Source organism: Halomonas sp. HK25, assembly GCF_047795635.1.
GTDB lineage: Bacteria > Pseudomonadota > Gammaproteobacteria > Pseudomonadales > Halomonadaceae > Halomonas.
Map to the genome: position 1 here is coordinate 3,510,259 of NZ_CP181044.1, position 25,100 is coordinate 3,535,358.

24 protein-coding genes are annotated in these 25,100 nt (G+C 67.6%); 12 read left to right on the forward strand and 12 right to left on the reverse strand.

Features of this window, described 5'->3' with window-relative positions; genetic code table 11:
- Positions 1 to 83 precede the first annotated feature (83 nt).
- Together ACM26W_RS16525 and ACM26W_RS16530 are read left to right on the forward strand one after the other, a co-directional pair.
- Positions 84 to 1,082, forward strand: a complete 999-nt coding sequence (locus tag ACM26W_RS16525; RefSeq protein WP_416138071.1) for an NADP-dependent oxidoreductase — start codon at positions 84 to 86, stop codon at positions 1,080 to 1,082.
- A 35-nt stretch (positions 1,083 to 1,117) separates the two neighbouring features.
- Positions 1,118 to 1,333 (forward strand): TIGR02450 family Trp-rich protein, encoded by a 216-nt coding sequence (locus tag ACM26W_RS16530; RefSeq protein ID WP_416138072.1) that lies wholly within the window; start codon positions 1,118 to 1,120, stop codon positions 1,331 to 1,333.
- A gap of 11 nt (positions 1,334 to 1,344) precedes the next feature.
- Here the strand turns inward: ACM26W_RS16530 and ACM26W_RS16535 are convergent, their stop codons facing one another.
- Positions 1,345 to 2,019, reverse strand: a complete 675-nt coding sequence (locus tag ACM26W_RS16535; RefSeq protein WP_416138073.1) for a glutathione S-transferase family protein — start codon at positions 2,017 to 2,019, stop codon at positions 1,345 to 1,347.
- A 202-nt stretch (positions 2,020 to 2,221) separates the two neighbouring features.
- Here ACM26W_RS16535 and ACM26W_RS16540 point away from each other — a divergent pair, with 202 nt between their 5' ends.
- Together ACM26W_RS16540 and ACM26W_RS16545 are read left to right on the forward strand one after the other, a co-directional pair.
- Positions 2,222 to 2,485: a helix-turn-helix transcriptional regulator gene (locus ACM26W_RS16540; protein ID WP_416138074.1), complete on the forward strand. Its 264-nt coding sequence runs from the start codon at positions 2,222 to 2,224 to the stop codon at positions 2,483 to 2,485.
- Positions 2,475 to 3,740, forward strand: coding sequence for a type II toxin-antitoxin system HipA family toxin (locus ACM26W_RS16545; protein ID WP_416138075.1), 1,266 nt, complete (start codon positions 2,475 to 2,477; stop codon positions 3,738 to 3,740). The genes ACM26W_RS16540 and ACM26W_RS16545 overlap by 11 nt, the downstream gene beginning before the upstream one ends.
- A gap of 48 nt (positions 3,741 to 3,788) precedes the next feature.
- Here ACM26W_RS16545 and ACM26W_RS16550 read toward each other — a convergent pair whose 3' ends face one another.
- From ACM26W_RS16550 to guaB, 3 genes are all read right to left on the reverse strand, one after another.
- On the reverse strand, positions 3,789 to 4,214 hold the full coding sequence (locus ACM26W_RS16550) for a VOC family protein (RefSeq protein ID WP_416138076.1): 426 nt from the start codon (positions 4,212 to 4,214) through the stop codon (positions 3,789 to 3,791).
- A gap of 187 nt (positions 4,215 to 4,401) precedes the next feature.
- Positions 4,402 to 5,979 (reverse strand): glutamine-hydrolyzing GMP synthase, encoded by a 1,578-nt coding sequence (guaA, locus tag ACM26W_RS16555; RefSeq protein ID WP_416138077.1) that lies wholly within the window; start codon positions 5,977 to 5,979, stop codon positions 4,402 to 4,404.
- Between the two features lie 94 nt (positions 5,980 to 6,073).
- Positions 6,074 to 7,543 (reverse strand): IMP dehydrogenase, encoded by a 1,470-nt coding sequence (guaB, locus tag ACM26W_RS16560; RefSeq protein WP_416138078.1) that lies wholly within the window; start codon positions 7,541 to 7,543, stop codon positions 6,074 to 6,076.
- A gap of 234 nt (positions 7,544 to 7,777) precedes the next feature.
- Between guaB and ACM26W_RS16565 the strand changes: the two genes are divergently transcribed.
- The 4 genes from ACM26W_RS16565 to ACM26W_RS16580 all read left to right on the forward strand — a co-directional run bounded on the left by ACM26W_RS16565 (position 7,778) and on the right by ACM26W_RS16580 (position 10,920).
- On the forward strand, positions 7,778 to 7,975 hold the full coding sequence (locus ACM26W_RS16565) for a CsbD family protein (protein WP_416138079.1): 198 nt from the start codon (positions 7,778 to 7,780) through the stop codon (positions 7,973 to 7,975).
- Between the two features lie 58 nt (positions 7,976 to 8,033).
- Positions 8,034 to 8,579 (forward strand): PRC-barrel domain-containing protein, encoded by a 546-nt coding sequence (locus ACM26W_RS16570; RefSeq protein ID WP_416138080.1) that lies wholly within the window; start codon positions 8,034 to 8,036, stop codon positions 8,577 to 8,579.
- Positions 8,580 to 8,726: 147 nt separating this feature from the next.
- A complete protein-coding gene (xseA, locus tag ACM26W_RS16575; RefSeq protein ID WP_416138081.1) occupies positions 8,727 to 10,103 on the forward strand; it encodes an exodeoxyribonuclease VII large subunit in 1,377 nt (458 codons plus the stop codon).
- Positions 10,104 to 10,266: 163 nt separating this feature from the next.
- Complete coding sequence (locus ACM26W_RS16580) at positions 10,267 to 10,920, forward strand: peroxiredoxin (protein ID WP_416138082.1); 654 nt, start codon at positions 10,267 to 10,269, stop codon at positions 10,918 to 10,920.
- Positions 10,921 to 11,019: 99 nt separating this feature from the next.
- On the opposite strand, the gene glrR is transcribed toward ACM26W_RS16580, so the two are convergent.
- From glrR to ACM26W_RS16610, 6 genes are all read right to left on the reverse strand, one after another.
- Positions 11,020 to 12,363, reverse strand: coding sequence for a two-component system response regulator GlrR (gene glrR / locus ACM26W_RS16585; protein ID WP_416140912.1), 1,344 nt, complete (start codon positions 12,361 to 12,363; stop codon positions 11,020 to 11,022).
- A 111-nt stretch (positions 12,364 to 12,474) separates the two neighbouring features.
- Entirely contained in the window at positions 12,475 to 13,047 is a 573-nt protein-coding gene (locus tag ACM26W_RS16590; protein ID WP_416138083.1) for a hypothetical protein, read from the reverse strand.
- Between the two features lie 4 nt (positions 13,048 to 13,051).
- Positions 13,052 to 14,542 (reverse strand): ATP-binding protein, encoded by a 1,491-nt coding sequence (locus ACM26W_RS16595; RefSeq protein WP_416138084.1) that lies wholly within the window; start codon positions 14,540 to 14,542, stop codon positions 13,052 to 13,054.
- Positions 14,543 to 15,429: 887 nt separating this feature from the next.
- Complete coding sequence (argA, locus tag ACM26W_RS16600; protein ID WP_416138085.1) at positions 15,430 to 16,755, reverse strand: amino-acid N-acetyltransferase; 1,326 nt, start codon at positions 16,753 to 16,755, stop codon at positions 15,430 to 15,432.
- A 152-nt stretch (positions 16,756 to 16,907) separates the two neighbouring features.
- Positions 16,908 to 18,173, reverse strand: a complete 1,266-nt coding sequence (locus ACM26W_RS16605; protein ID WP_416138086.1) for an inorganic phosphate transporter — start codon at positions 18,171 to 18,173, stop codon at positions 16,908 to 16,910.
- 80 nt (positions 18,174 to 18,253) lie between these two features.
- Complete coding sequence (locus ACM26W_RS16610; RefSeq protein ID WP_416138087.1) at positions 18,254 to 18,934, reverse strand: TIGR00153 family protein; 681 nt, start codon at positions 18,932 to 18,934, stop codon at positions 18,254 to 18,256.
- 104 nt (positions 18,935 to 19,038) lie between these two features.
- On the opposite strand from ACM26W_RS16610, the gene ACM26W_RS16615 reads away from it, so the two are divergent.
- Together ACM26W_RS16615 and ACM26W_RS16620 are read left to right on the forward strand one after the other, a co-directional pair.
- A complete protein-coding gene (locus ACM26W_RS16615; RefSeq protein ID WP_416138088.1) occupies positions 19,039 to 19,905 on the forward strand; it encodes a CYTH domain-containing protein in 867 nt (288 codons plus the stop codon).
- Positions 19,906 to 19,941: 36 nt separating this feature from the next.
- Entirely contained in the window at positions 19,942 to 20,889 is a 948-nt protein-coding gene (locus tag ACM26W_RS16620; protein WP_416138089.1) for an ion transporter, read from the forward strand.
- Positions 20,890 to 20,921: 32 nt separating this feature from the next.
- On the opposite strand, the gene ACM26W_RS16625 is transcribed toward ACM26W_RS16620, so the two are convergent.
- Both ACM26W_RS16625 and ACM26W_RS16630 read right to left on the reverse strand, forming a co-directional pair.
- A complete protein-coding gene (locus ACM26W_RS16625; RefSeq protein ID WP_416138090.1) occupies positions 20,922 to 21,545 on the reverse strand; it encodes an L-threonylcarbamoyladenylate synthase in 624 nt (207 codons plus the stop codon).
- 41 nt (positions 21,546 to 21,586) lie between these two features.
- Positions 21,587 to 22,489, reverse strand: coding sequence for a PHP domain-containing protein (locus ACM26W_RS16630; RefSeq protein ID WP_416140913.1), 903 nt, complete (start codon positions 22,487 to 22,489; stop codon positions 21,587 to 21,589).
- A gap of 115 nt (positions 22,490 to 22,604) precedes the next feature.
- On the opposite strand from ACM26W_RS16630, the gene ACM26W_RS16635 reads away from it, so the two are divergent.
- Both ACM26W_RS16635 and mnmC read left to right on the forward strand, forming a co-directional pair.
- On the forward strand, positions 22,605 to 22,904 hold the full coding sequence (locus ACM26W_RS16635; RefSeq protein ID WP_416138091.1) for a YciI family protein: 300 nt from the start codon (positions 22,605 to 22,607) through the stop codon (positions 22,902 to 22,904).
- A gap of 175 nt (positions 22,905 to 23,079) precedes the next feature.
- Positions 23,080 to 25,095, forward strand: a complete 2,016-nt coding sequence (mnmC, locus tag ACM26W_RS16640; RefSeq protein WP_416138092.1) for a bifunctional tRNA (5-methylaminomethyl-2-thiouridine)(34)-methyltransferase MnmD/FAD-dependent 5-carboxymethylaminomethyl-2-thiouridine(34) oxidoreductase MnmC — start codon at positions 23,080 to 23,082, stop codon at positions 25,093 to 25,095.
- Positions 25,096 to 25,100: the final 5 nt, after the last annotated feature.

A 25,100-nucleotide genomic window follows, 5' to 3' on the forward strand; every position in this document is an offset into this window, starting at 1 on the left:
TCTTCTCCGCTGCGCGTGATTGGCCTGCGCGCTACCCCCTGTCCTAGACTGGCGGTCTGCCCGTCACGCGAAGGAAGGACACCATGCAGTCACGCTACTTCACCATCAACGACGTTCCCCAGGGCACCCCGGGGCGCGAGCTGTTCGAATTGCGAGAGGCCGAGCTACCCGACCTGGCCGAGGGCGAGGTACGCATCCGCAACACCTGGCTGTCTGTGGATCCCTACATGCGTGGGCGCATGAGCGGCGTGAAGACCTACATCGACCCCTTCGTCATCGGCAAGCCGCTGGAAGGCGCCGCGGTGGGCGAGGTGATCGAATCGGGGGATGCGCGCCTGGCCGTGGGCGAGAAGGTCCGGCACATGGCCGGTTGGCGGGACATCGCCCAACTGCCGGGCGAGCAGGTGGAGTCCCTGCCGGACATCCCGGTCCCCGAGCAGGCCTACCTCGGCGTGCTCGGCATGCCGGGCATGACCGCCTGGACGGGCCTGAACCGGATCGCCGAGATGCGCGATGGCGATAACGTCCTGGTCAGCGCCGCCAGCGGTGCGGTGGGCTCGCTGGCCGTGCAGCTGGCCAAGGCCCGGGGCGGCACCGTGGTGGGCATCGCTGGGGCGCCCGAGAAGCTTGAGTGGTTGGAGTCCCACGGCATCAAGGCGGTGAGCTACCGCAACCGGGACGCCGAGCAGCTGACCGAGGCGCTCAAGGCGGCCTGCCCGGAGGGCTTCGACGTCTATTACGAGAACGTCGGCGGTGTCTGCCTGGAGGCGGCCCTCAATACCCTGCGCACCGGCGGGCGCATCGCTGTGTGCGGGATGATCGCCCGCTACAACGCCGAGGGGCCGGCACCGGGACCGAGCAACCTGGCCATGGTGCTGATTCGGCGACTGCGCATGCAGGGCTTCATCATCTTCGACCACTGGGCCGACTATCCGCGCTTCCTGGAAGAGGTCGGCCCGCTGATCGCCAAGGGCGAGGTCGACTACGCGGAGACCGTCGAGGAAGGGCTCGAGCGCACGCCGGACGCCTTCCTGGCCCTGTTCGAGGGCACCAACACCGGCAAGATGCTGGTACGGCTCTGAACCAGGTCATGCAGGGGTTCCCGAGGAGAGACGCCATGAACGCCATCAACCCCGAGAAGCTGCACCACAGCAAGTGGACCGCGGCGCGGCCCCACAACAAGGAGAAGCATTTCCTGGTGACGGCGCTCGAGCGCGACGAGGAGGAGACCGTGGTCGCGGTGATCCTCGAGGCCGTCTACACCCGCCGCGAGACCACCCTACCCTGGCAGGCCCTCAAGGATGACGAGACCTGGCTGATGGGCTGGCGCTGATCGCCGCGAGCCTAGTCCTGCTTGCCCACCTCCATCGCCGGCTCGGGCGAGATGCCCTGGGCCAGGGCCGCCTCGCGCTCAGCGGCCAGGGCGCGCTGGAAGGCCGCGCGCTGCTGCAGGCGCTCCCAGTAGGTGGCCACGGCGGGCTTGAAGCGCTCGCTCAGGCCGATATGGCTGGCCAGCAGCAGCGCATAGCCCACCGAGACATCGGCAGCGGTGAAGCGCCCGGCACACAGAAAGGGCTCGCGCTGCAGGCGTGGCTCCAGGGTGCGCAGCCGCGAGAGGCACCAGCGGGCATAGTCCTCCACCACCTGGGGCTGGCGCCGCTCCGGCGGCTCGAAGTGGCCATAGCGCAGCACCAGGGTCTGGGGAAAGGTCAGGGTAGCCTCGCCGAAGTGCAGGAAGTTGAGGTAGTCGCCATAGGCCGGATCGTCCGGCGCCACCTCCAGCCCCACCTCGGGGCGGCGGGAGGCGAGGTACTGGCAGATGGCCGCGGACTCGGTCATGGCCACCTCGCCGTCGAAGAAGGCAGGCACCGTGCCCAGCGGGTTGATCTCGAGGAAGGCCTCGTCATGAACCCGGGGCGGGAAGGCGTGCATCACCAGTTCATAGGGCAGCCCCAGCTCCTCGAGCAGCCAGAGGGGGCGGAAGGAGCGGGCGCTGACGCTGTGATGGAGTCGAATCATGGCAAGGTTCCATCGAAGGCTTTCAAGGCATGGTGCCCCGACGGCGCCGGACGCGAAAGCCTCCCTCATTGATTACCGCTCAGTAATTTTGATCGGCAGTCGCGTCTTAACGGCTTTGATAGTTCCCGAGCGGTAATTCCTTCGTGACAGATCGTCGTAACCTCGCCTAGAATTACCGAACGGTAATCACATTTGAGCTCCCATGCCCTCCAACGACTCCCCCGCCCCCCTGGCCGCCACCATTCGCCACAGCAACGAACTGGGAAAGCTGGTGCGCCAGCTACGCGTCGAGCAGGGGCTGCTACAGATCGACCTGGCCGGCCTCGCCGGCACCGGCAATCGCTTCATCGTGGACCTGGAGCGAGGCAAGCCGACCCTGCAGCTGCAGAAGGTATTGGACGTGCTGGACCTGATGGGGCTCGAGGTCGTTGTGCGGCGCAAGGATGGCAACCGCCATGGCCAGTGACGATACCCTGGAGGTGTACTACGGCGACACGCACGTTGGCCGCCTTTATGACGCTCAACCGCTGCGCTTCGAGTATGTTCCGGCGTGGCGGGAACACCCCGATGCGGTCAGCCTCTCGACCTCTCTACCCCTCACGCAGCACGCTCACCTTGGCGATGACGTGCTGGCCTACTTCGAGAACCTGCTGCCGGAAGGCGACCTGCGCCACCATCTGGAGCTTCGCCACCACACCACGACCGTTTTCGGGCTGCTGAAAGCCATCGGCGGTGACACGGCCAGCGGCTTTACCCTGCTGCCACCGGGCGAGTCTCCGGCGCCGCCGCAGTATCGGCCCACCAGTTGGGAAGCCCTGGCGAAACAGCTGCAGCACGGGGAACAAGGCCCTCTGCTCTCGCAACAGGGCGAAGAGGCGCGAATCTCGTTAGCCGGCGCCCAGGACAAGCTGCTGCTGATGGTGCAGGGAGACGGAAGCCCCGCCATACCGGAGGGATCGGCGCCTTCCAGCCATATCCTCAAGCCGGACATTCGTGGCCTGAGAGGGGTATGGTCCACCGCCATCAACGAGACCTTCTGCATGCGGCTGGCCGCCGAACTCGGGCTCGACGTCGCGGAGGCCGGCTACCAACCCGACACCCGCGCCTGCCTCGTTCGTCGATACGACAGGGTTCCCGACGAACAGGGCGGGCTGCGGCGCCTGCATCAGCTCGACTTCTGCCAGCTCGCCGGCACGCCCTCGCTGATCAAGTACGAAAGCGATGGCGGCCCCGGTCTGGCGCGCTGCCGTGACCTCCTGCAGGAGGTCGGCACACCGGCAAAGGATTTGCAGCGGCTGATCGCCTGGTTCTTCTTCAACCTGCTGATCGGCAACAACGACAGTCACGCCAAGAACCTTGCCATCCTCTACGCTGATGAAGGCCCACGGCTGGCGCCGTTCTACGACCTGATGAGCACGACACTGTATAGCGGCCTCTCGCGCCGCTTCGCGTTTTGCATCAGTGGTGAAGTTCGGCCCGGCAGCATCGATCGTCCACACCTCGAAGCGCTAGCTCGTTCGATGCGGTTCCAACCACGCTACTTCCTGCGTCAGGGGCTCGAACTCGCCGAACGCATGCCGTCAGCGATCGACAGTACCCTCGCCACACTGGGTGCCAAGGCCCATCACGGCACGGAGCAGACGCTGCTGGAGAGGTTGCAGCAGCGGCTGCAGAACAACTGTAGCAAGCTGCCTGAGCGGTGGTCGGTTGGCCAGGCTTGAACCGACGAGGGCCTCTCCTTCATTGGTCGCGGCTTTGAGCCGGGACATTTAGCCGAGCCGGGTATTGCCCTCGGCATCGATGGGAAAGGCGGGGTTGTACGCCACCTCCCAGAGGTGACCGTCGGGGTCGGCGAAATAGCCGGAGTAGCCGCCCCACTCCGCCCGGCTAGCGGGCTTGACGATCCGCCCGCCAGCCCGCTCCGTTTCGCTCAGCACGAGATCCACTTCGGGCTCCGAGCGCACATTGTGGGCCAGGGCGATGCCGGCGAAGCCGCCGCTCTCACCCCCCACCCCGGCATCACGTGCCAGGGCGGCGCGGGAATAGAGCGACAGGATCAGCCCGTTGAGCTGGAAGAAGACCACCTCGCCCTCCACCGCCAGGCCCACCTCCCAGCCCAACCCCTCCTCATAGAAGCGCCGCGCCCGCGCCAGATCCCCGACGCCCAGGGTGATCAGACTGATGCGCTGTTCCATCACGGGTCCTCCTGATGGGATCCCCCTTCTCGATTAGCTACACCATAGCAGTCCGACAAAGTCGTCGGCGTTGCCTGCCGCTTGCCGAGGCAGCGAGCCACAGGCGCCCAGGCCAGTGACCGATACCCCAGAAACAGGAAACCCGCCACGGGGGCGGGTTTCCTGAAGACTGGCAAGGCGGCAGGTCTCACTCCCACTCGATCGTCGCGGGCGGCTTGCTGCTGACATCGTAGGTCACGCGGGAGACGCCGGTGATCTCGTTGATGATGCGGTTGGAGACCGTTTCCAGGAGCTCGTAGGGCAGGTGGGCCCAGCGGGCGGTCATGAAGTCGATGGTCTCCACGGCGCGCAGGGCGATGACCCACTCGTAGCGGCGGGCGTCGCCGACCACGCCGACCGATTTGACCGGCAGGAAGACGGCGAAGGCCTGGCTGGTCTTGTGGTACCAGCCGGAGTTGTGCAACTCCTCGATGAAGATGGCGTCGGCCTCGCGCAGGATGTCGGCGTACTCCTTCTTCACCTCGCCGAGGATGCGCACGCCCAGGCCCGGCCCCGGGAAGGGGTGGCGGTAGACCATGTCGTAGGGCAGGCCGAGCTCGAGGCCCAGCTTGCGCACCTCGTCCTTGAACAGCTCACGCAGCGGCTCCACCAGCGTGAGCTTCATGGTCTCGGGCAGGCCACCCACGTTGTGGTGGGACTTGATCACGTGGGCCTTGCCGGTCTTGCTGGCGGCGGACTCGATCACGTCCGGGTAGATGGTGCCCTGGGCCAGGAACTCCACGCCCTCGATCTTGCTGGCTTCCTGATCGAAGACGTCGATGAAGGTGTTGCCGATCGCCTTGCGCTTGGCTTCCGGGTCGGCAACGCCCTCGAGCTTGCCGAGGAACAGCGCCTCGGCGTCGACGCGGATCACCTTCACACCCATATGCCGGGCAAAGGTCTCCATCACCTGGTCGCCCTCGGCCTTGCGCAGCAAGCCATTGTCGACGAACACGCAGGTCAGCTGGTCGCCGATCGCCTTGTGCAGCAGGGCCGCCACCACCGAGGAGTCGACACCGCCGGAGAGGCCGAGCAGCACGTGGCGGTCGCCCACCTGCTCGCGCACGCGGGCGATCTGGTCCTCGATGATCTGTGCCGGGGTCCAGAGACGCTCGGCGCCACAGATCTCCAGCACGAAGTGCTCGAGGATGCGCTGGCCCTGCAGGGTGTGGGTCACCTCGGGGTGGAACTGCACCCCGTAGAAGCGCTTCTCCTCCCAGGCCATGGCGGCGATGGGGCAGCTCGGGGTGGAGGCGGTGACGGAGAACTCGGCAGGCACCCGGGCCACCTTGTCGCCGTGGCTCATCCAGACATCGAGCAGGCTCTTGCCGGTGTCGTGGTCGATGTGGTCGGAGATGTCGCGGAACAGCGCGGTCTCCTCATCGACACGGATCTGGGCGTAGCCGAACTCGTGAACATGGGAGCCCTCGACGGCGCCACCGAGCTGCTCGGCCATGGTCTGCATGCCGTAGCAGATGCCCAGCACCGGCAGGTCCATCTCGAACACGCACTGGGGCGCACGGGGCGAGCCCAGCTCGGTGACGGATTCCGGGCCACCGGCGAGGATGATGCCGCTGGGAGCGTACTCGCGGATCTCGGCCTCGGTGATGTCAAAGGCGCGGACCTCGGAATAGACGCCGATCTCGCGCACCCGGCGGGCGATCAGCTGAGTGTACTGGGAGCCGAAGTCGAGGATCAGAATCTTGTGGGCGTGAATATCGGTCATGGGGCCTTTCCTTTGAGAGGCAGGGGCCCGGAAACACGAAAGCTGGAAGCGGCGCGGCCACTTCCAGCTTCAAGCTTCCGGCTTCAAGCTTGGGTTAACCCGCCCGGTAGTTCGGGGCTTCCTTGGTGATCTGCACGTCGTGCACATGGGACTCGTTGAAGCCGGCCCCGGTGATCTGCACGAACTGCGGCCGAGTGCGCATCTGCTGGATATCGGTGCAGCCGGTGTAGCCCATGGAGGCGCGCAGGCCGCCCATCAGCTGGTGAACGATGGCGCTCATCATGCCCTTGTAGGGCACGCGGCCCTCGATGCCTTCCGGTACCAGCTTCTCGGCGCCGGCGTTCTTGTCCTGGAAGTAGCGATCGGCGCTGCCCTGACTCTGGGCCATGGCGCCCATAGAGCCCATACCGCGGTAGGCCTTGTAGGTGCGACCCTGGAACAGCTCGACCTCGCCCGGGGCCTCTTCGGTGCCGGCCAGCAGGCCGCCGACCATCACGCAGCTGGCCCCGGCGGCAATCGCCTTGGCCAGGTCGCCGGAGAAACGCACGCCGCCATCGGCGATCAGCGGGATGTCGTAGGGCTCGAGCGCCGCGGCGACGTTGGAGACCGCGGTGATCTGCGGCACACCCACGCCGGCGACGATTCGGGTGGTGCAGATGGAACCGGGGCCGATGCCCACCTTGACGCCGTCGGCACCGGCCTCTGCCAGGTCCTTCGCCGCCTCGGCGGTGGCGATGTTGCCGCCCACCACCTGGATCTGCGGGAAGGCTTCCTTCATCCAGCGCACCCGGTCGATCACGCCCCTGGAGTGACCATGGGCGGTATCGACGATGATCACGTCCACGCCGGCCTCGACCAGTGCAGCCACGCGGTCGGGCGTCTCGGCGCCGGTGCCCACCGCGGCGCCGACCAGCAGGCGGCCATCGGCGTCCTTGGCAGCCAGGGGGAAGGTGCGTGCCTTTTCGATGTCCTTGAAGGTGACCAGACCGCGCAGGTGGAAGCGATCATCCACCACCAGCATCTTCTCGACACGGTGTTCCTGCATCTTGCCCTTGATGACGGCAAGGTCGGTGCCCTCGGTCACCGTCACCAGGCGATCGCGTGGGGTCATGATGTCGGAGACGCTGTCGCCGTGGTTGGGCTGGAAACGCATGTCACGCTCGGTGACGATGCCCACCAGGGCCTCGCCTTCCACCACCGGGAAGCCGCTGAAGCCATGCTCCTGGGCCATGGCCAGCAGGTCTTCCAGCTTGGCCTTGGGACCCACGGTCACCGGGTCCTTGACGATGACACTCTCGTGCTTCTTGACCTTGCGCACCTCGGCGGCCTGGTGGGCGATGGTCATGTTCTTGTGGATGATGCCGATGCCGCCTTCCTGGGCCATGGCGATGGCCAGGCGGGCCTCGGTCACGGTATCCATGGCCGCGGAGACCAGGGGAATGTTGAGGAACAGGTCGCGGGTCAGGCGGGTCCGGAGGCTGACGTCCTTGGGCAGGACCTCGGAGTAGCCGGGAACGAGCAGTACGTCGTCGAACGTAAGCGCTTCTTGGGCCATACGGAGCATAAGCGGCAACACCCAGTGAGCTGGAGGGGAGGGAGAAAGTTAATCCCCCATTATAGCGGCCAAGGGGGGGTGACGTCATCCAGGGGGGGAGTGGTTTCAGCGTGCCGAATTGGCTTACCGGCCGTTACATTAGGCATCATGTCATTACCCTCGCGCTCAGCCGCCGTGAACTATGCTGCAAATGGTCCCGAGCGGTGCTTCGGGACTCCCCCCCTCTGAAGGAAGGAGCGTGTCATGAACTGGGATCAGGTCGAAGGCAAGTGGAAGGAAGTGAAGGGTAAAGCCCGCTCCAGCTGGGGCGAGCTGACCGATGATGAGCTTGACCAGGTTGCCGGAAAGCGCGAGCAACTCATCGGCAAACTCCAGCAGAAGTATGGGCTGGCTCGCGAAGAGGCCGAAAAGCAGGCCGACAACTGGGCGCGGGACCTCTGACCCTCTCTTCCTGATTTGAACTGAACACATACGGAATCAAGCGCCCAAGGAGAGAATCATGCGCAAACAGGCACTCGCCATCGCCGTCCTGGCCGGCGGCCTTGCCCTCGGCGCCCAGGCCCAGCCGGCCTACGAGCCCCAGGGTCTCTACTCCGCCGAGGACATCCTCGACGCCGACGCCTACCTGACCAGCGACCCGGATGAGCGCGTCGGCGAGGTCGAGGACATCCTCTTCGACGAGGCGATGCAGGTCACCGCCCTGGTGATCGAGAGCGGCAGCGTGCTGGGGCTGGGTGGCCGGGAATTCATCGTCGAGTCGGGCCGGTTCACCCTCATCACCCACGTCGATGACGATGGTGAGACCGAGCACCGCGTGATGCTGGAGGCCAGTGCCGAAGAGCTAGCTGGCTATCCGGTCTACAACGACGACTGGTGGGAGCGGGCCCGCGAACGCTCCCGAGAGGCCTGGCTGCAGACCCAGGAGGGCGCCGAGAGCGCCTGGCAGACCACCCAGGAAGGGGCCGAGCACGCCTGGGAAACTACTCGCAAAAATGCCCGGCGGGCCTGGGAAGCGGCACGTGACGCGGTGGGCGCCGACGACTGATTCGCCTTCCCGCCAACGCCACTTGCCGCCGCCAAATCGCCGCCGGGCTCCGCGCCCGGCGGCGCTGCGTCAAGGGGCTCGGGTCGGGCGCCATAGGGCCACCGGCGGCATGGTAGGCTAAGGGCGCCAACCCCAGGAGCCGAGTCCATGCCCGCCGCCACCGACGCCCTCTCCGTCAGCGAAGTGAACCACCGCGCCCGCCAGACCCTGGAGCGGGACTTCGGCGAGCTGTGGGTGGAGGGCGAGCTCTCCGGGGTGTCGCGGCCGAGCTCCGGCCACCTCTACTTCACCCTCAAGGACGACCAGGCCCAGCTGCGCTGCGCGCTATTTCGAACCCGCGCCCGCTTCGTGGCCGCTCCCATGCGAGACGGCGATCGTGTGCGGGTGCGAGGAAGGCTGTCGATCTTCGAGCCCCGTGGCGACTACCAGCTGATCGCCGAGGCCGTTCAGGCGGCCGGGGTCGGCGAATTGCTGGCCGCCTTCGAACGGCTCAAGGCGAAGCTCGCCGCGGAGGGGGTGTTTGCCAACGCCAGGCCCCTGCCCTGCCCGCCCCGCCACCTGCTGGTGCTCACCTCGCCCACCGGCGCGGCAATCCGCGACGTGCTGGCGGTACTGGCGGCGCGCTGGCCGCTGGCCCACATCACCCTGATCCCGGTGCCGGTGCAGGGCCGCGAGGCGGCGCCGGCGCTGATCGCGGCACTGGGGCTGCTCAATCGCCAGCCGGCGCTGGACCCGAGCCGCGATGCCATCCTGATCACCCGCGGCGGCGGCAGCCTGGAGGACCTGTGGGCCTTCAACGACGAGCATCTGGCCCGGGCGATCTTCCATTCGCGCCTCCCGGTGATGTCCGCGGTGGGACACGAGGTGGACGTGACCCTGGCCGACTTCGCCGCCGACGCCCGTGCGCCGACGCCCTCGGCCGCTGCCGAACAGCTGGTGCCGGACCGGCGCGAGCTGGCTCGCCGCCTCGGGGCGCTGGAAGCACGCCTGGGCCGCGGCGCCGAGGGGCGCCTGGAGCGCGAGGCCCAGCGGCTCGACCACCTGCGCGCCCGGCTGCGCCATCCCGGCGAGGTGCTGGTGCGCCGCCGCGAGGCGCTGGGCCTGCTGCAGGGGCGACTGACCCGCGCCCTTGCCGGACGCCTCGAGGCCGAGCGTCGTCACCAGCACCAGCTGGCCACCCGCCTGGCCGCCCACGCGCCGGCACGGGGCTTGAAGGAGGCAGGCGAGCGCCTCGCGCGGGCCAGGTCGCGGCTGCACACTGCCATGCCCCGACAGCTGGCGGGCCACCGCCAGCAGCTGGCGGCGGTGGCGCGAGAGCTGCAGGCGGTAAGCCCCCTGGCGGTGCTGGGGCGCGGCTACGCCATTCTGGAAGACACCCGGGGCCAGGTGGTGCGCGGGGCGGCGGACGTCGTGCCCGGCCAGGCGCTCAGCGCCCGCCTGGGAGAGGGGCGTCTCGACCTCAGGGTGATCCGCGCCGACACCCGCGACACCACGCCGCGGGAGAGAACTCGATCAACTCGATAGATTTTGGAATATAGATATTCCAAAAAGAAATTCTTAAGCTTGTCTCGAACCGCCACTGGTCGTAGACCATCTCAAGCGGCACCATAGTACCCGATAGGTCCTCGCCCCCAGGCACCTCGCCACGTCGGACGGAGGCCTGTCCCAGCCAGCAAGGAGTCATACCATGTCACTGCGTATCAATGATGTCGTACCGGATTTCGAAGCCGACACCAGCCAGGGCCCCATTCGCTTCCACGACTGGATCGGCGACAGCTGGGCCATCCTGTTCTCCCACCCCAAGGACTTCACGCCGGTCTGCACCACCGAATTCGGCGCCGTCGCCAGGCTCAACGCCGAGTGGCAGAAGCGCGGCACCAAGGTGATCGGCATCTCGGTGGATGGCGTGGAAGAGCACAAGCAGTGGATCAACGACATCGCCACCTATGCGGGCTGTGATGTCGGCTTCCCGATCATCGCCGACGAGGACCTGAAGGTCGCCAAGCTGTTCGACATGCTGCCCGCCGACGCCTATCTGCCGGACGGCCGCACCCCGGATGACAGCGCCACCGTGCGCGCCGTGTTCATCATCGGGCCGGACAAGAAGCTCAAGCTTTCCATGACCTACCCGATGAACGTCGGCCGCAACTTCGCCGAGGTACTGCGCGCCCTCGATGCCCTGCAGACCGCCAACGGCGTCGGGGTGGCTACCCCCGCAGACTGGACCTTGGGGCAGGACGTGATCGTCCCGCTGTCGCTGTCCGACGAGGACGCCAAGGCCAAGTTCGGAGATATCGAGAAGGTCTTTCCCTACCTGCGCAAGGCCAAACTACCCAACTAACGCCGCCGACGGCCCACGGGGCCGTCCGGCCGCCGCGCCTGACGCTCCCTGCTCCCGGCAGGGGGCGTCTTTCGTTGCGCGGGTCAGCAATGCCCGGCGCTACTCCTCGGCGACGCGGGCGCCCGGCTTGAAGGCGCCGGGCTCCAGGTCGTGGCGCCCCAGCAGCTTGTAGAAGTCGGTACGATTGCGCCCGGCGATGCGCGCCGCCTGGGTGACATTGCCCTCAGTGATCTTGAGCACCTTGATCAGGTAGCTGCGCTCGAAGGCGGCCCGGGCGTCATTGAAGGTGGGCAGGGCGCTGTCCTCGGCGATCAGGGCCTGGGACACCAGCGCCTCGGGAATCATCGCCGTGCTGGTCAGCGCCACGCACTGCTCCACCACGTTGACCAGCTGACGCACATTGCCGGGCCAGGCGCTGGCGGCCAGCAGGTTGAGCGCCTCCGGCGAGAAGCCCTTGACGAAGGGCTTGTGACGCTCCGCTGCCTTGGCCACCAGGTGCTTGGCCAGCAGCGGTACATCCTCGGCGCGTTCCTTGAGGGCCGGCAGGCGCAGGTTGACCACGTTGAGGCGGTAGTAGAGGTCCTCGCGGAACTCTCCCTCGCGCATGGCACGGTCAAGGTCGCGGTGGGTGGCCGAGATGATGCGCACATCGATGGGGGTCGACTGGGTGGAGCCCAGTGGACGGATCTGGCGCTCCTGCAGGGCACGCAGCAGCTTCACCTGCAGCGGCAGCGGCATGTCGCCGATCTCGTCGAGGAACAGGGTGCCCCCATCGGCGGCCTGGAACAGGCCCTTGTGCTCGCTTACCGCGCCGGTGAAGGCGCCCTTGGCGTGGCCAAACAGCTCACTCTCGAGCAGTTGCTCCGGTAGCGCGCCACAGTTGATTGCCACGAAGGGCTTGTCGGCGCGGCGGCTCACCCGGTGAATGGCATTGGCCAGAAGCTCCTTGCCGGAGCCGGAAGCACCGGTGACCAGCACGCTGACATCGGAACTGGCCACCATGCGCGCCTGTTCGAGAATCCGCTCCATCACCGGGCTTCGGGTGATGATCTCGGCGCGCCAGGCGTCGTCGCCCTCGAGGGCGGGCCCCGGCGCCTGAGCCAGTGCATCATCGATGGCGGCAAACAGCTCGTCGCGGTCCACCGGCTTGGTAAGGAAGCTGAACACCCCCTGGCGGGTGGCGCTGACCGCATCGGGGATCGAGCCGTGGGCGGTGAGCAGGATCACCGGCAACCCCGGTGCCTGGCGCTGCACCTCCTGGAACAGTGCCAGGCCGTCCATCTCGTCCATGCGCAGGTCGGTCAACACCAGCTCCGGGCGATCCAGCTCCAGGGCCTTGAGCGCCTCGCGGCCGCTCTCGGCGGTGGTGACCCGGAAGCCGCGGCTCTCCAGGCGCATACCCAGTAGCTTGAGCAGGCTGACGTCGTCATCCACCAGCAGGATATGCGGGCCGGCCGCGCCGCGCGGGCCCGATGCCGTACTGCCCGCCGTTCGGGCGCCCTGGGCGTGGGCCTGCAGATGCAGGGAGGTGGCGTGCTTCACGTCGTTCTCCTGTCATTCGGTCTGCTGTCGAAGGTTGATGCTCTGCTCGATGGCGGTGAGCGCCTCGAGCTTCTCGGCCAGGGCGGTGTTCTTCTCTTCCAGCGCCGCGCGGCGTTGCTCGGTACCGGCCAGTTCCCCGCGGACACTCTCCAGGCGACCGGCCATGGAGCGACGTCCTTCCAGCTCGTTCAGCCAATACCGCAGCAGCGGCTGCAATGCCACCGGCGCCGCGGCCAGATCGGCCTTGTAGAGGTCCGCTGCCTGATCCCACTGGCCCTCGCTGCCCCAGGCCAGGGCCACGGCCCGCGCCAGGCGGCGCTCGGCGGCACTGCCCTGGAGCCGGGTAAGCATGGCGTCGCGCCAGGCGCGATCGCCGCGCTGTGAGGCGAGACCGAAGGCTACCCAGTCATGCAGCAGACATGCCTCGTCGGCGAAGCCGGGAATCTCGGCCTGACAGCCGCTGGCCGACGACGACGCCACGCTGAGCGCGGGTCGCGACGGCTGGGCAAAGGGCGACTCCGGAAGCAGCTCACAGCCGGCCAGCCACAGGCCGATCGCGCAGGCCAGCAGGGGGCGTAGTCGCATGGCGTCAGTTCCTTGCATGGTGGCCCGCCTCCAGAGCGGGCATCCGGGAATGGGAAAGTTCGGCGGCAGGCATCCGCAGCGGCAGCGTCAGCCGGAAGCAGACCGCCAGCCGGGGATCCTCCACCAGCTCTAGCAGGCCACTCTGAAGCCGGGCGCAATCGAAGGCCACCGAGAGACCGATGCCGGAGCCCTTCAGCGGCCCCTTGCGCCGAGTGCTGCCCTGGTAGAAGGCCTCGAACAGCCGGGGGCGGTCCGCTTCGGCAATGGGCTCGCCGCTGTTGGCCACCTCCAGTACCAGTCGATCCCGGCGGCACCGGGCACGGATCTCCAGTTCGCCACCATCCGCGCCGTAGGCGATGGCATTGGACACCAGGTTGTCCAGGATCCGCGCGGTGGCGGTACGATCCAGCGACCACTCCAGCGGGCCATCGAAGCAGCTGACCGTCATGCCCTTGTTGGCCAACGCCAGGCGGTGCTTGGCCAGCACCTCCCTGACCACGACGGCGATATCGAGTCCCTCCGGGGTGACCTGGCGGTTGTGCTGCAGCAGGTTGTAGTCGAGCAGCTGCTCGATCAGCCGCTGCAGTTCGGCGCCGCTGGCGTCGATCAGCTCGAGGACTTCGAGCTGGCGCGGGGTGAGCTCGCCGGCCACGCCGTCGGCGAGCAGCGCCGACCCCTCGCGTACGCTGGCCAGGGGGGTCTTGAGTTCATGGGACATATGGCGCAGGAACTGCTGCTTCTCGGCCTCGAGCTCATCCAGCCGCGAGGCGAGCCAGTCGAGGCGTTCGTCGAGCTGAACCAGCTCGGCCGGGCCCTGCACGGATCGAACCGCATCGCGGGGGGCCCCGCTGCCGATGCCGAGGATGCGCCGCTCCAGCTGGCGCACCGGCCGGATGATCAACCAGGAGAAGAGCAGCATCAGAACAAGGCTCGCCGAGACCAGCGCCGCAGTCTGCAGCCATAGCCGCGCCTGCACCGCCTCGGCGCGTTCGCGAATGGCCTCGATGCGGCTGTCGATGTGTCGGTTGGTGGCGCGCCGTATCGCCTCGGTGCGTTCGGCGAAAGCGGGAAACAGCACCAGTTGTTCCTGGAACGCCTCCATGGGCAGGTCGGGCAACCGCTCCAGCGTCTCGAGCTGGCGCTCCAGCACCGCCACATCGCGCTCCTCGCCGAGCAGCTCCCGTTGCTGCGCGAGGACGGCCCGATACTCCTCGAGGCGCTCGGCGTAGATCTCAAGCAGGCTCTCCTGCTCCACCACCGCATACTGGCGGGCACTGCGCTCCATCTCCAGCGCCAGGGCCCCGAGGGTACGCGCGCGGCGGGTCTCCTCCACCGCCTGGCGGGCGCTGACATCGGCCAGGCGCGACAGCTCAGTGAGCGCCTGGCCGGCCTGGAACATCAGCACGCCAAGCGGCAACATCACCACCAGGAAGGCGAGAAGGACGAGTTGAAACAGCGAGCGGGGGCGCCAACGACGCGTCACACGGATGGTCATATCCAGCATTCTTTGCAGGATGGTGAGTGGCAGAAAAGCAGGAGATACCGCCATCTTCTTGACCTTAGGATACCAGAGTTCTGCCAGCCGACGCGGCACCGTGCTTCCCGCGACCCCTCGGCCCGGCGGAAAAAAAAGGGCCGGCAGAGCCGGCCCAAGTACGCAGGGAACTGAAGGGTCTGGAAGGAGAGCCGAGGACCGCCTGACCGATACACTCGACGCGCTTCCCATGGGCCCGAAGGCCCCGAAGCCATATGGATCCCTTCGCCGACAGGGGCTGGCTCCACATGTGGGTGGCAGACCATCGCCTGATCCACCGCCCTGCTTCGTTCCTGGCACCACCGCCTCGGCCGGACCGATGGCGATGCTGCGCGATTCGATCCCCCCTGAGGGGGAGAGGCATCCTTGCCAGGGCATCCTTGCCCCTTGTGGTACACGTCCCTGACTACGTCGGTACCCGTCTCATCGCAACCTTGAGTCACACATCGCTAGGAGCAGACGCTGACCGCTTCGGGAGCCGGGCGCACAGGGCAGTGTTTGCCCGCCTCCCTTGGCGGTCGAAGACGGTTCGAGCCGTAATGAACCGTCTCCGTTGCTCACCAAGAGTATTGCGATCAGCGTGCCATAAAAGATCATATTCTTTATAAATCAGTATTTTAAAAAACAAAAGGCAGGCAGAAAACGACCAGAAGGGAGAAACAGGGGCGCAAGCGGGCCCTTGATGGCGATATTCTGTTGCCAACCGGCGACAGCTTTTATCGGCCAGCGATATAGCCTTTAATAATCAGCGGGTTGAAGTGTCACCGCCTGGCGACACCCGGAGCCGGAGCGACGCAGAAATGCGACTCCCCAGCCCCGGGCAGCGAATCAACAAGGAAGAAGGCGCCTCAGCCGCGCCCGGCGGCCAGCGGTTTGACCAGGATCTTGGACTTGCGGGCGTGGTTGTAGGCGTCACGCTTGAGTGTCGGCAGCTCGTCGATATCGGCCAGGCGAAAGCCATGTTCGAAGAACCAGTGGGTGGTATGGGTGGTGAGGGCGAAGAGCGAGGCCAGTCCGAGGCGCCGGGCACACCGCTCGACCTCGGCCAGCAGCAGTTCGCCGCGGCTGCCGCCGCGGTAGTCGCCGTGCACCGCCACGCAGGCCAATTCCCCCATGTCGGCGGCATCGAAGGTGTGCAGGGCGGCACAGCCGATGATCATGCCGTCGCGCTCGATCACCAGGTAGTCGTCGATCTCGTGTTCGAGGCGCTCTCGGGAGCGCGGCACCAGCATGCCGCGGTGCTCCAGGGGCTCGAGAAGCTCCAGCAGGCCGCCGATGTCGGCCAGCTCCGCCGGACGTAGCTGCTCGTAGCGATGCTGGGTGATCATGGTGCCCACCCCGTCACGGGTAAACAGCTCGCCGAGCAGGGCGTCATGGTCGTGCCATGAGAGCAGGTGGGTGCGCGCCACTCCGTGACGGGCGGCCTGACAGGCAGCCTCCAGATGGCGCGACAGCTCGCTGCCGGACGCCACCTGGCCGAGCAGCGGCTCGGCCTCGTCGGGGGTCAACTGTCGCTGCATCTGGCCACTCTGGTCGAACAGCCCGCTGGCCTCGCCGAGCAGGATCAGCTTGTCGGCACCCAGGGCCATGGCGGCGTGCTGAGCTACGTCGGAGGCGTTGAGGTCGAACACCTCACCGGTGCTGGAGAAGCCCAGCGGCGGCAGTACCACCAGCGAGCCGCGCTCCAGCAGCCCCTGAATAGCCGCGGCGCGCACCCGGCGCACCTCGCCACTGCGGTCGAAGTCGACCCCGTCGCGAACCCCCAGCGGTTTGGCCATCACCAGGTTGCCCGAGACGGCGGTAAGCTCGACGCCGTGCATGGGGGTGTTGGGTAGCCCCAGCGACAGCCGCGCTTCAAGCCACAGGCGCTGTTCGGCGGCGACTCGCTCGATGCAGGTCATCACCGTCTCATCGGCGATCCAGCGTCCCTGGTGGAGACCAGGCGCGATGCCGGCCTCGTCCAGGGCCTGCTGTACCTGGGGGCGAATGCCGAACACCACCACCAGGCGCACGCCCAGGGTGTGCAGCAGCGCCAGGTCCTGAATCAGCTGCTCCCCTCGCCCTCGCGCCATTGCCTCTCCCTCGATCAGGATGACGAAGGTGCACCCGCGGTGGGCGTTGATGTAGGGCGACGAGTTGCGGAACCAGTCGACAAAGGGGAAGCGTGTGTCCAAGAACCTCTCTCCGGCAGCGGGATGCATGAGTGTTGAGCAGACGTTCGATAATAGCAGCCACCAAAACGACGGCACCACCGACAGACGCATGACGGCCCGTACCGGGGCGGGCCGTCATGCCTTGCTTGGCGCTCGGCGCTGGCCGGCAACGGCTAGCCGAAGATTACCTTGAAGGTAAAGAAGAAGACGATGGAGAGGCCGGCACCGGCTGGCAAGGTGATCAGCCAGGACATCACGATGGTGCCGATCACCCCCAGGTTGAGCGCCGCCATGCCGCGGGCCAGGCCCACGCCGAGAATCGCCCCCACCAGGGTGTGGGTGGTGGAGATCGGCAAGCCGGTGCCCGAGGCCAGCACCACGGTGGTGGCAGCGGCCAGGGTCGCGGCAAAACCACGACTCGGGGTCAGTTCGGTGATGCCGGTGCCCACGGTGGCGATCACCTTGTGGCCGTAGGTGACCAGGCCGAAGACGATGCCGCCGCCGCCCAGCACCAGCACCCACCAGGGCACCAGGGCGGCGCTGTCGATGACGCCGTCACTGCGCACCACGCTGATCACCGCGGCCAGTGGGCCGACGGCATTGGCGACGTCGTTGGAGCCGTGGGCGAAGGCCATGGCACAGGCGGTGAAGATCATCAACACGCCGAACACCCGCTCCACGTTGCTGAAGCCGAAGTGGTCATCGGCGCGGCGCTCGTAGACCACGCGCCCCTGCATCACGATGCCGATGCCCATGATGATCGCCCCGAACAGCAGGGAAAGCAGGAAGCTCTGGCTGAAGGTGAGATCGAGCCCCACATGGGTCAGTCCCTTGGTCAGGGTGACCATGGCGACAATGAAGCCCACCAGGAAGACATAGACCGGCACGTAGCGCTTGGCCGCGGCGAAGGGGTCATGGGACTCGAAGATCAGGTGCTGTACCGATTTGAACAGCACGAAGGCGATGGTGCCGGCCAGCAGCGGCGAGATCAGCCAGCTCGAGGCGATGGTGCCAACCTTGCCCCAGGCCACCGCCTCCACGCCCAGGCCCACGGCGCCGAAACCGACGATGGCGCCCACGATGGAATGGGTGGTTGAGACCGGCCAGCCCTTGGCCGAGGCGACCAGCAGCCAGATGGCCGCCGCCAGCAGCGCCGAGAGCATGCCGTAGACCAGCAGCTGAGGGTCGGCCTCGAGCAGCGCCGGGTCGACGATGCCGCCGCGGATGGTCGAGGTCACCTCGCCGCCGGCCAGCCAGGCGCCGAGAAACTCGAAGATCACGGCGATGATGATCGCCTGCTTGATGGTGATGGCCTTGGAGCCCACCGAGGTGCCCATGGCGTTGGCCACGTCGTTGGCACCGACACCCCAGGCCATGAAGAAGCCGAAGAGGCAGGCCAGGATGATGAAGATTTCGCCGTGCTGCGCGATGATCGACATAGGGGGTTCGTCCTATGTGGCTTGTCGGGAGTGGCGTGTCTGAACGGGGCCCGGGATCGCCGAGCCCCGCAGAGGGAGGGTCAGCGGGCCGTGAGGATCTGCAGGCGGCTGCCGACGCGCTCGGCACGGTCGGAGAGCTCACCGACCCAGTCGATGATCTTGTAGAGGAAGATCACGTCCACCGGCGGCAGCTCGCTCTCCAGCGCGAAGAGTCGGCGGCGAATGGCCACCTGCTGGCCATCGGCCTGGTGTTCGAGCACGTCCAACTGGCGGATCAGGCGATGCATCACATCGGAAACGTTGCGCCCGAACCCCGACTCCAGCAGCGCCTCGAGCTCCTCCATGGCCTGCCGGGCCTGGGCCACGCAGGCCACCGAGGTGCGCATGTAATCGCGCATGGGGTCGGCCAGAGACTCGGGCACCTTCATCTTGCGGCCGAGCATGATGCCGGTGATGTCGCGCACCTTGTTGGCCATCTTGTCCTGGACGCTGATCAGCTCCAGCAGGTCGGTACGTGAGACCGGCAGAAAGAGGGTGTTGGGCAAGTTGAGGCGAAGCTCGGTCTTGAGCTCGTCGGCCTCGTGCTCCAGGCGCGTGATGGTCTCGCGAATCCTGGCGGCCTCGGCCCAGTCGCCGACCAGGGAGGCCTCGAAGAAGGGCAGCAACTGGTCGGCGCACTCATGCGCCTTGACGATATGCGCCAGCAGCGGCTGGAATGGCGAGCGACCAAACATCGCCGAGAACGGATTGGGTGTCACCATGGGGTATCTGTGCACTAGGGAAATGGCGGCGACAGTATAGAGGCCGCTCCCGGGACCGTCATGGAAAAATCATCCAGAATTCATCGACACGAGGTGGCAATGCCATGAGTCACGAGATAGAGCTGAAGCTCGCCCTGGGCCCGGAAGGCCCGACGGCGCTGCGTTGCCACCCCCTGCTGGCGGGCCTTGCCTGTGTGGTCCAGCGGCTCGGCAATACCTACTTCGATACCCCTCAGGGTGACCTGGAGGCGGCCCGCATGGCGCTGCGCCTGCGGCGGGTCGACGGTCGCGTACTGCAGACGGTGAAGACCCGAGGCGAAGGCGGCGGCGGACTGTCTCGGCGTGGCGAGTGGGAGTGGGAGGTGCCCGGGCCGGGGCTGGACCTCGAGGGGTTGGCGAACCTGCCGCCGGCAACGCTCGGCCAGGAAGTGCTGGAACGGCTTACCCCTCGCTTCACCACCGACTTTCATCGCGAAACCCGCATGCTCGACCACGCCGGGGCGCGCATCGAGCTGGCGCTGGACGAGGGTGAGATCGAGGCCGACGGGCGGCGGGTGGCGATCCGCGAACTGGAGCTGGAACTCAAGGCCGGCGAGCCCGAGGCGCTCTGGTCGCTTGCCGAGGCGCTGGCCGGCTCGGTGCCGCTGCGCGCCGCGGACACCAGCAAGGCCGCCCGAGGCGGCGCCCTGCTCGGCGGTGCCTGGCAGCTGCCCGAGGGAGGCACGCCCAGCGCCTGGCTGCATCGTGCCATAGTGGCGCTGGACGCCCTGGCCGATACTGGCGAAGAGGCCTGTCGCCAAGAGGCCAGGAATGCCTTGCAGCGCCTGGCCGAAGCGAACGGAGACGACACCGGCGAGACGGCCCGCGGGCTCGCCGAAGCGCTTTCGAACCCGGGCTGGCTGACCCCGGCGTTTGGCCTGGCCATGGTACGCCTGGCCCGCCGGCTGCCCGCCGACAACGCCCTCGCCTGAACCTCGTCTCCTCGAAGCGGCCCCAGGAAACATGCTATGAATCTCGAATTCAAACCCGGCGGAGAAGGCCTGCGCACCCGCACCTTCCAGATCATCTTCGAGTCGGATACCCCGGCGGCCAAGGGCTTCGATATCGCCCTGATCGTGACCATACTGGCCAGCGTGCTGGTGGTGATGCTCGACAGCGTGGAGGCCTATGCGGCGCGCTGGGGCGAGCTCTTCTTCTGGCTGGAGTGGGGCTTCACCATCGCCTTCACCCTGGAGCTGGCGATCAGGCTCTACTGCCTGGAGCGGCCGGCGCAGTACCTGAAGAGCTTCTACGGAGTGGTGGACGTCATCGCCATCCTGCCCACCTGGCTGGTGCTGATCATTCCCGGCGCACAATCGCTGGTGGTGGTGCGACTGCTGCGGGTACTGCGGATCTTCCGGATCCTGCGGATGATGCAGTTCGTCGGCGAGGGGCGGCTGCTGGTGGATGCCCTGAGGCGCAGCACCCACCAGATCTTCCTGTTCCTGTTCACCGTCTTCATGCTGGTGACCATCTTCGCCGCCCTGGTCTACCTAATCGAGCCGGATGAGGCGGGTTTCACCAGCATCCCCACCGCCGTTTACTGGGCCATCGTCACCCTGACCACGGTGGGCTACGGCGACATCGTGCCGGTCACCCCCATCGGACAGGCGATCTCGGTGATGGTGATGCTGATCGGCTACTCGATCATCGCGGTGCCCACCGGGGTGTTCTCGGCGGAGGTGATCCGCTCCATCCGTCAGGAGCGCTACTCCGACCAGGCCTGCCCCGGTTGCGGCCACGACCGCCATGAGAAACGCGCGAAGTACTGCCTGAGATGCGGCACCTGGCTCGACGAGGAGACACCTGAACCGCACCTCTCCGAGGAGGAGCAGGAGGCCTGGTGGCAGGCCCGTGAGGATGAGGACGAGGATGACGACAAGGACGAACGGAACCAGGAGACGCCGCCGGGCTGAGCCGGCGGCGTCAGTCGTGGCGGCGCGGGGGCCTACTCGCGGAAGGGCTCAACGTCGCCGCGCCCTTCGCGCAGGATCGTCGGCGGCAGCTCGCGCAGGTCCACCACGCTGGTGGGCTCCAGGTGGCAGGCGCCGCCGTCGATGATCAGGTCGAGTTGGGACGCGAAGCGGTCGCGGATCTCCTCGGCATCGGTCATCGGCAGCTCCTCGCCCACCGGAATCAGCGTCACGCTCATCAGCGGCTCGCCCAGCGCGTCGAGCAGCGCATGGGTGATGGCGTGGTCCGGCACCCGCACCCCGATGGAACGCCTCTTGGGATGCAGCAGCAGCCTCGGCACCTCGGTGGTGGCCGTCAGGATAAAGGTATAGGCACCCGGCGTATGGGCCTTGAGCAGCCGGAACACGGCGTTATCCACCTTGGCGTAGGTGCCGATCTCCGAGAGATCCGAGCAGACCAGGGTGAAGTTGTGCTTGTCGTCCAGCGAACGCAGCCGCTTGATCTTCTCGACGGCCTTCTTGTCGCCGAGGTGACAGCCCAGGGCGTAGCCCGAGTCGGTGGGATAGGCCACCACCCCGCCTGCACGGATGATCTGGATCGCCTGGTCGATCAGGCGCTTCTGGGGATTGTCGGGGTGGATCTGGAAGAACTGGCTCATGGTGTCGTTCCCTGTGCAAAGGCCATGCGGATCATGTGTGACTATAGCGCGCCGACGCAAGCGGCCAGCCTGGGGTGGGTCCACACCGGCGGCGTGGCGGTACGCGGCACCGGGCTCATGCTGCCCGGGGCCAGGTGGCCGCCGGGAAAATGGAAATCGCTGCCCAGCGAGGCGTAGAGCTCCCGCTCCTGGAGCTGGCGGGCCAGGTCGCGAGTGGCATCGGCGTTCTGGAAGCCGCTGACCAGTTCGGCGGCCTGGCCGCCCGCCTCGCGGAAGGCATCCAGCAGCAGGCCGCGCTTGCGCCGGGTCAGGCCGTGGCGCAGCGGATGAGCCAGCACCGCCACGCCGCCCGCGGCGACGATCCAGGCCACCGCCTCGGCGATCTGCGGCCAGTGGGACTTAACGTCACCGGCCTTGCCGTCACCCAGGTGCTTCTTGAAGGCGGTGGCGATATCGGGCACCAGGCCCGCTGAGACCAGCGCCCGGGCGAAGTCGGGCCGGCCCAGGGGGCGCTCGCTGCCGGCCTGCTCCCGGGCCCTGGCCAGGGCATCGGCCAGGCCGATCTTCTCCAGCCGCTCGGCGATCTTGAGCGCTCGCCGCTCCCGGGCCTGGGCCTGGGACACCAGCCCATCGGCGAGAGGGCCGCGAGCGCCTTCCGGCAACAGCCCCACCACGTGGATGTTGTGGCCGCGCCACTGGGTGGAGAGCTCGGTGCCGGGGATCAGGGCAAGCCCCTCCCGCGCCGCGGCGGCGGCCGCCTCGGGCACACCGGCGAGGGTATCGTGGTCGGTCAGCGCCATATGGGTGAGACCCCGCGATCGGCATAGCGCCACCAGCGCTTCGGGCGACAGGGCGCCATCCGAGGCGGTGGAGTGCATGTGCAGATCGATGGACAGCGGTTGGGAGTCGCCCTCAAAACGGGCGGGAAGTCGGGACATTGGCATGACGCCGGCTGGGGACTTTGTCAAAATGGCTTTCCATGGTGCGCGTCAGGCCGTGCCCGGTCAATCACGGGCGCATCCTGCGGCACCAGCCGCCCAACCCGAGGAAACCACCGCCATGCTCTACGCCATCATCAGCGAAGACGTGAACAACAGCCTGGAACGGCGCCTCGCCGCTCGCCCGGACCACCTGGCCCGCCTCGAGGCCCTGCGCGAAGAGGGCCGCCTGGTGCTGGCAGGCCCCCACCCGGCCATCGACAGCGAGGATCCGGGTGAGGCAGGGTTCGCCGGCAGCCTGGTGGTCGCCGAGTTCGAGAGCCTCAAGGAAGCCCAGGCCTGGGCCGACGCCGACCCCTACATGATTGCCGGGGTCTACGCCAGGGTAACGGTGAAGCCGTTCAAGAAGGTCCTGCCCTGACCCTCTCCCTTCACGACACCTTGTCCACAGCCGAGTTTTGCACAGAGGCTGTGGATAACACTGTTGAAACGCCGCGGACGCTTTCCCCCAGCCGGCGTGGGACGCCGCCGCGGCGACATTGATCAGAGAGTGACCAGCCCCCTCCCATGACCACTCCCTTCGCGATGGAGCTACCGTGACCGCCGCCCCCGATGGCATGCCCCCGCTCGCCGCCCTGGAGACCGCCCGCCTCGACTGGCAACGCGACGACACCGGCGAGGAGGCCCCCCGCTCCACCGACTTCGACGATGTCTACTTCTCCCGCCACGTCGGCCGCGCCGAGACCGAGCATGTCTTCCTCGGCGGTAACCGGTTGCCGGAACGCTTCGCCGACTGGCAGGAGCGCCGCCCCTTCGCGATCGGCGAGACCGGCTTCGGCACCGGCCTCAACATGCTGTGCGCCTGGGCCTGCTTCGACACCCACGCCGCACCGGGGGCGCGGCTGCACCTGGTCTCCACCGAGAAGTTTCCGCTAGACCGCGAGGACCTCGCCCGAGCGCTGGCCATCTGGCCCGACCTGGCCGGCCGCGCCGAGGCGCTGGTGGTCCAGTGGCCCGAGCCGGTGGCGGGGGTGCACCGGCTGTGGCTCGGCCCACGCGTCACCCTGGACCTGCACTTCGGCGATGCTGCCGAGCGGCTCGCCCTGCTCGATGGCCGGGTCGACGCCTGGTTCCTGGACGGCTTCGCCCCGTCGAAGAACCCGGAGATGTGGCAGCCGGAGCTGTTCGAGGCCATGGCCGCGCACTCGCGCCCCGGCGCCACCTTCGCCACCTTCACCTGTGCCGGGGTGGTCAAGCGCGGCCTGGCGGCGACCGGCTTCGCCTGGCGCAAGATGCCGGGCTTCGGTCGCAAGCGCGAGATGCTGGCCGGTGAGATCGCCTCGCCGCCCACGGATGCTCGACGCACCACCACACCCTGGTTCACCCCGCCCCCGGCACGGCCGCCGCGCCGGGTGGCGGTGATTGGCGCCGGCATCGCCGGCGCCAGCGTGGCTGCTGCCCTGGCCGCGCGCGGCGTGGCGGTAACCCTGCTCGACCGTGAGAGCCCCGGGGCCGGTGGCTCCGGCAACGCCCAGGGGGTGCTCTACGTCAAGCTTGCCGCCGAAACCAACCACCAGAGCCGAGTCTATCTCGCCGGGCTGCTGCACAGTCGGCGCTGGCTGACGAGCCTCGACCCGGGCCAGAGCCTGTGGTCTCCCTGCGGCGTGCTGCAGCTCGCGCTCAGCGAGAAGGAGCAGGCACGCCAGGCGCATTTCCTGGAACGCCATCCGCTGCCGTCAGGCGTGGTGGAGGGAGTGTCCGCCGAGCAGGGCACCGAACGCGCCGGCATCAGGACAGGGGCACCGGCCCTGGACTACCCCCGGGCTGGTTGGGTGCGGCCAGACGCCCTCTGCCGACGGCTGACCGAGACGCCCGGCATCGTCTTTCGGCGGGCCGAGGTGATCCGCCTGGCGGCCGAGGGCGGCGGCTGGCGCCTGCTGCTCGGCGACGGCAAGACGCTTGACGCCGATCAGATAGTGATCGCCACGGCAACGCTGGCCAACCGCTTCGCCCAGACCAGTGCCCTGCCCCTGCAGCCGGTGCGCGGCCAGGTGAGCCGGCTGCGCCTGCCGCCTGCTGCCCCGGGCCTCGGCCGGGTGGTCTGCGCCGGTAGCTATGTGCCGCCACCGCTGGACGGCTGGCTCACCTTCGGCGCCACCTTCACCCCCAACGACGCCGACAGCGAGGTGCGCGAGAGTGACCACGCCGCCAACCTGGCGGAGTTCGAACGCACCCTGCCCGCCTACGCGGCGGCGCTGCGCGAGGCGGGGGCCGACCTCACCCCGCGTGGCTTAGAGGGCCGCGCAGGGGTGAGGGCGGCGAGCCCCGACAAGTCGCCCTACGCCGGCCCGGTGCCCGACGCCGAGGCGTGGCAGGAGGAGTACGCCGCGCTGGCCAGGGATGCGTCGCGCATCCCCGAGATCCCCGGACGCCACCATGCCGGGCTCTGGATCAGCGCCGCCCACGGCTCCCGGGGCCTGGCCAGCGCGCCGCTCTGCGCGGAGCTGCTGGCCTCGATGATCTGCGACGAGCCGCTGCCCCTGGAGCAGCCGCTGGTTGACCACCTCCACCCGGGGCGGAGGCTGATCCGCGATCTTATCCAAGGCAAGTGAACGCC